This window comes from Proteiniphilum sp. UBA1028 (genome assembly GCF_002316955.1).
Classification (GTDB): Bacteria; Bacteroidota; Bacteroidia; order Bacteroidales; family Dysgonomonadaceae; genus Proteiniphilum.
On record NZ_DCEN01000033.1, the window covers coordinates 49,453 to 59,758 of the forward strand.

At 46.9% G+C, this 10,306-nt stretch carries 4 protein-coding genes and 2 pseudogenes; all 6 read left to right on the forward strand.

The genetic code is table 11. The annotated features are described in order from the left end of the window. Positions 1 to 267 precede the first annotated feature (267 nt). The gene (hepC, locus tag B3Z75_RS04935; RefSeq protein WP_294068267.1) at positions 268 to 2,403 is read left to right on the forward strand and encodes a heparin-sulfate lyase HepC; all 2,136 of its coding nucleotides are present in this window, start codon (positions 268 to 270) and stop codon (positions 2,401 to 2,403) included. Positions 2,404 to 2,425: 22 nt separating this feature from the next. Beyond that, entirely contained in the window at positions 2,426 to 4,585 is a 2,160-nt protein-coding gene (locus B3Z75_RS04940) for a surface glycan-binding family protein (RefSeq protein ID WP_294068268.1), read from the forward strand. A gap of 25 nt (positions 4,586 to 4,610) precedes the next feature. Next, positions 4,611 to 7,766 carry a SusC/RagA family TonB-linked outer membrane protein gene (locus B3Z75_RS04945; protein WP_294068272.1) on the forward strand — a complete coding sequence of 1,052 codons (3,156 nt, stop codon included), beginning with the start codon at positions 4,611 to 4,613 and terminating at the stop codon, positions 7,764 to 7,766. A gap of 17 nt (positions 7,767 to 7,783) precedes the next feature. Further along, a complete protein-coding gene (locus B3Z75_RS04950; protein ID WP_294068269.1) occupies positions 7,784 to 9,475 on the forward strand; it encodes a RagB/SusD family nutrient uptake outer membrane protein in 1,692 nt (563 codons plus the stop codon). 204 nt (positions 9,476 to 9,679) lie between these two features. Then, positions 9,680 to 10,042, forward strand: a pseudogene (locus B3Z75_RS04955) (transposase); the annotation flags it as partial. 40 nt (positions 10,043 to 10,082) lie between these two features. After that, positions 10,083 to 10,217, forward strand: a pseudogene (locus B3Z75_RS14255) (transposase); the annotation flags it as partial. Positions 10,218 to 10,306: the final 89 nt, after the last annotated feature.

Sequence of the window (10,306 nt, forward strand, 5' to 3'; positions counted from 1 at the left end):
ACAAATTTGAAAGTATAAAAAAACGCTTTAACATATATTTGTGAAATCAACTGTATTTTTGTTTTTGACATGAATTAATTAGTGAAAAACCTAGCATAGACGGTAAAAAAATAAGGAGTAATAAAGCTAATAGTAAAAAAGTGACCTTGAACGACTCATATTTGAATGTATATTGCATCTCCTTATAGCTACTTACAGTAAATATAGTATTGCATTTCAAATTATGCAAAATCAGAACAAATCAATTTAATTTTCAATATTATAATTATGCATGTAAAAACAAATAGAATTTTAAGTTACCTTACTTTAACAATTCTATGTGTATCCCTTTCCCATTGTAAAGAGGCCGGGATCATAGAAGGTGAAGAGGGGATCAAGGAAGTACATTTGACTCCCACGGAGAAACCCAATGAGGTGATCAATGAAAAATTATTCGATGTGATCAACCTTGATTATCCCGGACTTGAAAAAGTGAAAAGCTATCATGACAACGGTCAGCTGTATTACGCTGCACACGAACTTTTACAGTACTACAGACAAAGATTGGATGTGATCAATCCCGGTGTCAACTTGCTCAATCCCACGATTACCGATTTTGACCTCAATGTTGCCGACCAGGCCCTTGCGTACCGGTTTTATGTACGCAACTTCAGGGAAGACGTGGTAGATGGAAAGGAGGTCTATTACCTGTTCACCCAAAACAATGCCATCAACTGGGAGCTTGCTCCCGCCGGGATAACGGATCAGGAGTTTGGGCTCCAGATGCACCGCCACCAGTGGATGTTGCCCCAGGCAAAGGCTTATCGGATCACCAAAAATGAAGATTATGTCAAATCCTGGATCGAGGTGTACGCCGACTGGTTAAAGAACCATCCCGTGCCCGAAGGCAGCGTGACCAGAAGTAATCCGGCATGGTATGCCCTGCAGCCGGCAGAAAGGGTGATATCGCAGGTAGACCTGTTCTATTACTTCATGCACTCCGCACATTTCACGCCTGAGTGGTTGTCAGTGTTCCTTACCGCTTTTTATGATACCGTGGAGACGATCCGAAACAACTATTATACCGACGGCAGCAACATTTATGTAACCCAGACACAGGCGGTCATTACCGCGGGTATCTTGTTGCCCGAATTCAAGAAGTCTCCCGAGTGGCTGAATGAGGGAGCCGGTAAAATAACGGAGCAGGTGGTAGCACAGTTTCTGGAAGACGGCGTTCAAAATGAATTGGATCCGAGCTATCATATAGGGGTTATTGCTGATTTCTATACCATCTATAAGTTGGCCGGCAGCAACAATAAACTCAACCTGTTCCCCGGTGAATACATTGAGAATCTGAGAAAAGCAACCCGGTTTGTGATGGATGTCATCTATCCCGACTACTCCATTGACAACTTCAATGATACACGTTCTTCATCTTACACCAAGAGCGTGTTGCTCAGGAACCTAAGACAATATTCCGAGATGTTCCCGGAGGATGAAGAGATCCAATGGATGGCTACCGAAGGAAAGATGGGTAAAAAACCGGTTGATCGGATACAAACTTATCCCCATGCCGGTTATTACATGATGAGAAGCGACTGGGGAAGTAACTCCACGGTGATGATCCTGAAAAATAACTACAACCCCCAGAATAAATGGCATTGTCAGCCCGACAATGGTACCTTCGGCCTTTACAGCAAAGGCAGGAATTTCACTCCCGACGCGGGCGTCTACTCCTATGGGGGTACTCCGGAAAGCAACGCGGATCGCAGAGCTTTCCGAGCTACAAAAATGCATAATACAATGACCCGGAACAGCCGGGATATAGCAGATGGGTATATGCTGGGAACCTTTTTGAAACAGGAAAGCAATGATAATTATGACTTGATAGTCACAGAGAACAAATCCTACTCCGACCTGACCCATCGACGGGCGGTGTTTTTTGTAGAGAAAAGTTTTTTTGTCATCGTGGACGAAGGATATGGAGAGAACGCTGATCCCCTGGTAAACGTAAACTTTAATCTATCCCCCAAGAGGGATGATGTCATCATCGATGACCGCGCTTCCGAGTTCATCTATGGGGCACATACCCAGTATGGCGACAACAATAACATGCTATTCAAAACTTTTGTCGGCACAACCCCCGGTTACGCTGCCCTGAACAACACGGCCTATGTCTCAAATAAGCTGGGAGAGAAGTCGGCGCAACGCAGGTTCTACCAGGTGACCATCAAAAAGCCGCTCAATGGCGCTGCCCGCTTTATAACGGTGATTCACCCATTCACCACCGAAGCTGATTACGCCAATATGGATATCAGTGCAAGGTTTACCGATAACACCGAAGGCCTGTTCAATAGCCGGGGTGCCTCCGCAGAGGTGACCATCAATGGAAAGCCTTATGCTTTGAACTATACACTACAATAAATCATCTAACGTATCCAAAATAATGAAAACCAATAAGATCATCATGAAGAGTAAATGGTTGTTCTTGTATGTTGTCGCGGCATTATTTGCTTTCCACATATCCTGTACGGACACAGACAACCTGGACAACAAGGAACTACATTTGTATTATAGCGGCGTCACCGATATCGGCCCGTCGATGCACTTCAACCTGGACGGACCCACCTATTACGGGGCGCCTCCATCCGATTTCAGCATCACCGAGGTGAAGCTTGACGGACAGGTGGTACAGACAAATAGTTTTTCGATTGATCCCAATTCGGGAGCGATCGCCATTGCTAATACCGACAACCTTGAGATAGGACTTTATACACTGACGGTTTCCTGTATGTCGGACGGTAAACGGTACACTTTTGCCGATGTGGTATCCATCAATATGATGCGTCCCATTCCCCAAGGGATCTCTGTGGAACCCAATGTGATAGAGGTGCCATTGGAGTACCTGCTGGATCCGCAAGCTACCCATGAGATCCCTACCGCCCGGGTTGTCACCGACGGGGAGCATATCACCATCAAAAAATATATCATCTCGGGTGTGCGAAAAGGAGATGAAGCCGTGAAAAATGAGGGATTGTTTAAAATCTCTTCCGATGGAGTAATATCCATGGATAAAGGAGTGGAAGGTATTCAGCCGGGGAAATACACCCTTGATCTCAGGTTAACCACCTCCGCCACGGATGAGACGTCTGAAGAAGGGATCTTCCCGAATGCCCTGACAGTGAATATCACCTCCAAGCCATTGGTACTTACGTATACTCCCAACAATGCCCGGGTTGAATTCTCGACCGGAGTGACATCGACGGCTCCTACCCTCGTGGGTTCGGAAGAGATGCTGACCTACAGCATCCGATCCGTTGCACCGGCCGACGCTCCCATCACCATCGATGCAGCTACCGGGGAGCTTTCGTTGCGTGAAAATAACGGGCTCCCCATAGGAACTCAGTGTGAAGTGTCTGTCACCGTGACCAATCAATTTGGATCTGCCGATTTTGACGGTGTGTATACAATTGATATTGTGGCGTTCATACATCCCATTGAGAAGTTCAGTTATCCTACATCGAATGAATTCTCGCAAGCCATAGGGTTTGAAATAATGCCTTCCGAGAGAGACGGGGATGAAGTGACGTATGAGTTTGTAGATCTGCCTTCAACCTTGGGCGATTTAAAGATCGATCCTTTTACAGGTACTATTTCAGCAGAAAAAGGCAATAAAATACCCATAGGGGATTACAATGTGACCGTACTGGCTAAAAACATAAAAAGTGAGAAGAGAGCGACGATGGGCCTGAAAATAAAGAAAAATCCCTATTATTTCACCTATTTCAGATGGGGCAACAACCTCAACCTGTCTCCTGCAGCAAATTACGCAAATCAGTTCAGGGTGTTCTCCAACGGTGAGCTGCTGGCTTTATCGCTTCCGGTCATCGAATCTGATATCCCGGAAGGAATAGAAGTGGAGTGGAGCGTGCATTCCACCAACTTCTCCGGAGGCAGTGTTTCCATTGATAAGCAGGGAACAGTTACCTTCCTGCAGGGATGGGTAGACGCCAAGGCGTTTGTGATAGTGGTAAAAGCGATAGCAGGAAAGGGGCTTCCGGAGGAGACACAGGTGAAGGTGCCCCTGTTCATACACTGCTCGGCAGCCAAAAACGGAGTCTCGGTAGATTATACTCCCTTCGTGGCACAAATTAATCCCCGCACAGGAGGACGCTCCGTAGCACCTGAAATAACCGGCGAGGTGAACAGGGATCTGTTCCTGATGGATTACCGGCGTAACTTCCAATATTATAACGTGAATGGGCCGGCTGAACATATCGATGGACAACCGGGCCTCAGAACTTCTTTCATATACAATATATGGAAAGCATATTATGAGGCCATCGGCTCACCCAGTGTGAATACCGGTGCCAGGGGTCCCATGTCGTACATTGACAATAAAAACAGAACATCCGTGCCCGCCGCCTATGTAAGCAATGAAGATCTTTCTGTGATTGTAAATCCGGATAAATGGAAAGATGATTACGGGTATGCCAATGGGGTGATCATCGGGCAAATGACTTTTGCCACCAACGGCAATGAGGGATCCGTGGCATCAGGCACCCAAATTTTTCCGCTGGCCATTTGGTTCGACACAAGTTTCTAAAAATAAAACAGACTAAATAATTATGATGGTTTTGAATAAACAAATATGTAGACTTATACTGATCTCTTTTATCTCATTGTTTTTCGTATCGGAAGCTGTGTTCGCACAGACAGCAGATGAGATCACCGTGAAGGGGGTGATATATGATGAGGAGGCTATGCCGGTTATTGGAGCAGCCGTACAGGTGAAAGGAGAAAGCAGGGGGGTGGTGACGGATATTGACGGCAACTTCACCATCACCACCCAAGCCAATGCTACATTAGTGATCAGCTACGTGGGATACCTTACTCAGGAAGTGAATGTGTCCGGCAGAAGCAGTTTGACCGTAACATTGGCTCCCGACGATGTGCTGCTGGAAGAAGTGGTGGTGATTGGGTATGGGAGCATGAAGCGCAACGACCTCACCGGATCCGTTTCTTCCGTAGGTTCCAAATCCATTGAAGGATTCAAGACAAGCTCCGTGGTGGGTGCCCTAGGCGGACAAGTCTCCGGCGTACAGATCATTCAGTCGGATGGCACACCCGGTTCAGGTTTCGATATAAAAATTCGCGGTGTAGGTACCCTCACCGGCGATGCTTCACCGCTATTCATTGTGGACGGTTTTGAGATGAGCAACATCGATTACCTCTCCAACAACGATATTGAATCAATCGATATCTTGAAGGATGCCTCTGCTTCCGCCATCTATGGAGCTCGTGCGGCCAATGGGGTGGTACTGGTCACCACCAAGTCGGGGAAAGAGGGAAAACCCCAAATATCATACAACGGATCTGCCAGCTATCGTGAGATAACGAAAAAACTCGATTTATTGACACCGTATGAGTTTGTAAAGCTCCAACTGGAACTGAACCCTAATAAATATGGGAACACCTATTTCCAGGAGGGCGTGGATGAAGAGGGTAATCCTTATAAATATCAAACAATGGATGATTATCTCCATGAGAAAGGGGTGGACTGGCAAGCGGAGGCATTCAGACCCACCTGGTCCCAAAACCATGATATCAACCTCACGGGAGGTACCCAAGAGTCGCAATACGCCGCTTCCTTCTCTGCTTACAATGAAAATGGGATCTTTAAGAACAGCAATTTTGAGAAATATACGGGACGGTTGCGATTCAATCAGAGGATCACGCCCTCCATCACCCTGAACACGACCCTTAACTACGCCAACACCACCCAGGAGGGGATCGGCACTTCCGGTACCGGAGGAGCGCTTACTGTTCTTTCAAACCTTCTGAATGCCAGAAATACGGGGGGACTGAGGGTGTCGAATGAAGAGTTGTTGGAGTCGGTCTTCGATCCCCTGGAGCTCAGCGAAAACCCCACGTTCTCACAAATCAATCCGATCAGGCAGGCCGAGGCGGTAACGAATAAGCGCAATCAGGAGTTGTGGGGCATAAACGCAGGGCTCACCATCCAGTTGATGAAGGGCCTCACACTCAGGTCATCGGCTACTTATAACACCACCCATTCCAGAAGGGATATTTTTTATGGTGAAAACTCAAGCCAGGCCTATCGTGGCGGAGGGGTCTACGGTTCCTCCCAGATCAACAAGGACGTGAGATGGGGTAACAGCAACACCCTCACTTACAGGCATCAGATCAACAAAAGGATGTCGTATGATGCCATGCTCGGGCAAGAGACCACCTACAGGAGCAGTGAATATCTTCATGGCCAGGCAAAAGATTTTCCTTTCGATCACCTGGGGAGCGACAACCTGGGCCTTGGCGCAACGCCGAGCAGGGTGGAGACATCAAAGAATGACAAGCTGTTACTCTCCTATTTTACGCGTGCGAACTTTAACTACTCCGACCGGTATTTGCTAACAGCCACCCTCAGGGCAGATGGTTCCACGGTTTTCTCAGCAAGGAACAAATGGGGATATTTCCCGTCGTTCGCGGCAGCCTGGCGGGTATCGGAAGAAGAGTTCATGCAGGATATCCCATTCCTTTCCAACCTCAAACTCCGTCTGGGATGGGGAGTGGTAGGGAACGACAGGATCACCAACTATCTGTCGCTCGACCTGTATACGGCCAGCAAGTATGGAGTGGGGAATAAACTGGTCACCGTTCTAAATCCTAAGCAATTGGCAAACAAAGACCTGAGATGGGAGGGTTCCAGCACATCCAATATCGGACTGGACATCGGATTATTCAATAGCCGCATGAATCTTATCATCGACTATTTTGTAAAGAACACGAAAGACCTGCTGCTGGCCCAGGATCTTGCTCACGTGACCGGCTTCACCTCACAGTGGCAAAACATTGGCAAGATTCAGAACAAGGGGTTGGAGATCAATTTAAATACGGTCAATGTGCAAAACCGCCGTTTCACCTGGCAAACCGATTTCAATATTTCGTTCATCAAGAACACGCTCAAATCGCTGCAAAGCGATGCCAACTCCATGTATGCCGCATCAAGGTTTAACAGTAACTTCTCCGGATATGACTACATAGCCACAGTGGGCTCGTCCATCGGTGAGATGTATGGCTATAAGTTTGACGGTGTGTATCAGAGCTCCGACTTCAATATCACCCCCGACGGGAAACGTGTGTTAAAGCCCGGCGTGGTTGATATCAGCACCCACTCAGGCCGGCCGGTAGAGCCGGGCATGGTGAAATACAAAGATATCACGGGCGACGGCATCATCACCACCGAAGACAGAACCGCCATTGGCAACGGATTGCCGAAGTTTTACGGGGGGCTCACCAACACATTCATGTATCACAATTTTGACCTGAGCGTGCTGTTTCAGTTTACTTACGGCAACGACCTGTATAACGCCACCCGCATGTTCCACACGCAAACCCAGACCGAAAGGGCCAACCAGTTTGCAGAGGTGGTTGACAGGTGGACACCTACTCATGCGTCCAATGCAGTGCCCTCAGCGAATGGATATGTCAGATACGAACTTTATTCACGTTTCATTGAAGATGGCTCCTTCCTCAAGCTCAAACATATTACGCTGGGATATACGCTTCCCAAAAAGATGCTTGTTAAAACTAAATATGTCAACAATATACGACTGTATGGAACCGCTCAGAACTTGCTAACCTGGTCTAAATACAAAGGATCGGATCCGGAAGTAAATATGAAGAACAGCCCCTTGATGCCCGGTTTTGACTGGGGGGCCTATCCCATGAGCAGGGTGTTAATTGCAGGCATTGAAATTCAATTTTAAATATAATCATCAATCATATGAATAAGCTCAAGTACATTTTATATATAATGATCGGTTTGATCACCATTCCCTCTTGTTCCCTCGATGAGGTAAGTTACACGGAGATAGAAAAAACCAATTATATGAATACCCCCGCAGAGGCTGAAACGGTGTTATTAGGCGTTTACAGGAAAATGGTGGAAGAGGGTATGTATCGATTTAATCTCTCTATGCTCTTTACCATTCCCACCGATATCGCCAAGGTGGAAGGAAATTCACCGGATGGCCTCCGTCTGGTCCCGTCCAACTCATACACGAGTACGCAGATTGAGGTTCAGCAAACATGGTCGAGCCTCTACAGTGCCATTTATGATGCCAATGACTTTTTAGAGGGGATCAGCGGGAAATTGTCCGGCTACTCCGAAAGGGAGCAGCAGCTGGCTGCCATCTATATGGCCGAAGCGCGAACCCTGCGAGCTTTGTATTATTTCGAGCTGGTGCGATGGTTCGGTCACATAGCGCTCATAAAAACCACGCAGCAGTCTCATGCAAATCCGGCTACCTATACCCAGGCCGATCCGGTAGAGGTGTATGAGTTTATAGAATCTGATTTGCTGTATGCCATCGATAACCTGCCGTATGCCATGGATGATAACTTCAGGGCTGAAAACAGCTTCCGGATCTCCAAAGGCTCTGCCATGGGGTTACTGACAAAAGTATATGCTACCTGGGCAGGGAGCCCGGTATCGGATCACAGCAAATGGGAGAAAGCGGCAAACGTGGCAAAGACATTGATCAACTCCGGCAAACACGCTTTGATGGATGACTACGAGCAACTCTGGAAGAACACTTGCAATGGAATATGGGATCCCTCCGAAAGCTTATTAGAGGTTAGTTTCTACTCGCCCGTTGTGACCGGCATGGCAGCATTTGACCCCAGTGGCCGGATAGGCAAATGGAATGGAGTAACTGCCACTAATATTAAAGGAGTAAGGAATGCCGGCAACTGGAAGGTAATTCCTACCTTTTTGAGAGACTGGAACAGCCGTTCGCAGGATAAAAGATGGCAGATCTCCTTTGCCGATTACAGATACGGCACATCTCCTGCCGGACAGAACGGCGTGAAGATCCCCATCTCGAACAATGCCACCTTTTTGGAGGCCATAGCCGAGGATGCTCCGGAGAATATAAAGAGGCCATTTATGAATGGCCTTACGCCAGCCAAGTGGGATACGGAAAAATACGTGGATGATGCCAACTACCTGATCGATGCCAATCTGTCCAATATAAACTGGTACATTCTAAGGTACGCCGATGTGCTTCTCCTCTATGCCGAGGCGATCAATGAGGCCCAGGGAGGACCCAACAGCGATGCTTACGAGGCAGTGAATGTGGTTCGTCGAAGGGGCTTCGGGTTGCCCATCAATATGAGCAATACCCTTTCAGACCTACCCTTGGATTTGACGTATGAGGAGTTTCAGGAGGCTGTGAGAACAGAGCGTGCCTATGAGCTTGCTTTCGAGGGACACAGACGGCATGATTTAACAAGGTGGGGCATCTATTACGAGTCCATCATGGAAACTGTGCAGGATATTGCAGATTGGTATAGCGATGGGCCACAGTATTATATACCCGCCAATTACACCAAAAAAAATAAACATGAACTTTTACCCATCCCGCAGAGAGATCTGGATTTGATGGTTAATTTTAAACAGAACATAGGGTGGTGAAAGAGTAGCAAACCATCGAAAAAGTTCCATTTCTCAACATGCTGCAAATCAAATTATTGGTGGCAGCGTGCGCCACAATTAAACAATATTTAGTCGGCCCTTAAAAAGCATTTAATAGTCTATAATACAGTAAAATAGTAGATATTTTTCTTGGTTAATTTTGCAAGTTTTTGTAAATTTGAGATATAAATCCTGCAGAAAATTATGCTGGCAAAACAACAAGACCGGTCACAACACTCATTGTTCTTTTCACTGGAAAGCACATTGAATCATAAGCACCCGCTATTCATTCTGGCCAATAAAATTGATTGGGAGATGTTTGAAAGATAGTTCTCACCCTTGTATTGTCCCGATAACGGACGTCCGGCGAAACCTGTTCGCCTGATGGTGGGTTTATTGATCCTGAAACATGTTCGCGATCTCTCCGATGAAAGCGTGATGGAACAATGGAGTGAAAACAATTATTACCAATTCTTTTGTGGGGAGCAGGAGTTTCAACCCCGTGTGCCTTGTGAGGCGTCCGAGTTGGTTCATTCACATCCCCAAATCCATTTCAAAAGCTGTGAGTGAGCATCGAAAGAATAAAGAGAGAAAGTACTTCCGCAAACGGGAAGGCATTGAGCCGGTAATCGGTCACCTGAAAGAAGATCACCGTCTCTCCCGGAATTACTACAAGGAAATTGTCGGGGATGAGATCAACGTGATGCTCGCAGCCGCCGGTTTCAACTTCAAAAGGATGATGAACAAGTGGAAGTCATCTTTTGGGCTCTTTTTTGAAAAGATCTTTTTGTTCCTGAACAGGCAACTCGACCCAATCAGGGGCGGTATAAT